This window comes from Candidatus Cryosericum odellii, assembly GCF_003570935.1.
Taxonomy (GTDB): Bacteria; Caldisericota; Caldisericia; order Cryosericales; family Cryosericaceae; genus Cryosericum; species Cryosericum odellii.
The window spans coordinates 1-1,342 of record NZ_QXIU01000204.1 but is presented as its reverse complement, the minus strand read 5'-3'; the positions used below and the strand labels follow the sequence as shown (position 1 = coordinate 1,342).

Below are 1,342 nucleotides of genomic sequence, written 5' to 3'. Positions count from 1 at the left end.
GAAAGATCGAACCCTGATCGGTCATAGAATCGTATCGTTGTGAGTCGACGGTCGAATGGTGAACGCATGACGTGAACGCCACCGCTGCCCGCGAAGGACTTTACGGTGAACCGTGCCAGGGGCACTGGAGCTGCCTGGAGGTCCATGACGCGTACGCCAGTGCTCATGAGGCCTCCGATGAGCGAACGTTTGAGCATGCGTGAAGACTGGTGGTCGTCGCGCGCAGTGAAAACGACCGAACCCTTGCCAAGGAAGGTACCATAGGCACAGCCCAGCTTGGCACACATTTCCGGAGTGACTTCGACGTTGTTGACACCGACGATGCCATAAGAGCCAAACAGAGCTCTTGACCAGGCCTTGCCCCAAACGACGTTGCTCGTGACGGTGGAGCCTGGTTCGACAGTCTTGCCCGGCCAGATCTCGATCTGGGACTTGAGGACAGATCCTTGACCAATGATGCAATCGTCAGCCACCGTGTTGTCGCCCTCGAGAAGGACGTCCTTACCGATGTGGACGTTCTTGCAGACGATAGAGTTGAAGATACGAGCTCCCGACTCTACGACGACGCCGTCCCACAGGACTGAGTTGTCGATGTTTGCTCCACTCTGGATAACTGCATGGTCGCCGATGAAGGAACTGCGCACGCGTGCTTCGCCGATAGTCGTGTCCTTGCCGATAAGGACTGAGCCGTCAAACCCCTTGAAGCTCGAGATCTGGCTTCCTTCGCCGACCCAGACATCATTGCCGATGCCACCGATGCGTTCGCCCTGGGTCTCAAGGTCGACCCTTCCTTTCAGCACGTCTCCATGCGCGTGTTTGTACTCGCGGATGTTGCCGACATCGCGCCAGTAACCCGGAGCGATATACCCGAACAGCGGCTGATTGTGCGCTAGCAGGGAGGGGAAAAGGTTCTTCGAGAAGTCGACTTCCTTGTCGTCAGGAATGTCATCCCAGACGGACGGCTCCAGGACATAGATCCCTGTGTTCACAGTGTCAGAGAAAACTTCTCCCCATGATGGTTTCTCAAGGAAGCGTACGATATGCCCTTCGGAGTCGGTGATGACAATGCCATACTCCAGAGGGTTATCCACTCGCGACAGAGTAATTGTCGCAGCTGCCTTGTGTTCGCTATGGTACTGAACTGCTTTGGTGAGGTCGATATCAGTGACGATGTCGGCTGCAATGACCAGGAACGTCTCCTGCAGGGTGGCTCGCGCAAGCCCAACAGCTCCGGCGGTTCCAAGGTCCTCCTGACTGATGACATACTCGATCTTTACACCGAAATCGCTGCCGTCACCGAAGTAGCTGCGTATGGCATCGGGCTGGTGATACAGGATGACAA

At 56.1% G+C, this 1,342-nt stretch carries 1 protein-coding gene; it reads right to left on the bottom strand.

Annotated elements, in window-relative coordinates; genetic code table 11:
• Positions 1-1,342: sugar phosphate nucleotidyltransferase (locus SMC5_RS08260; protein ID WP_243625030.1), on the bottom strand; the 1,342-nt coding region annotated here is incomplete at both ends.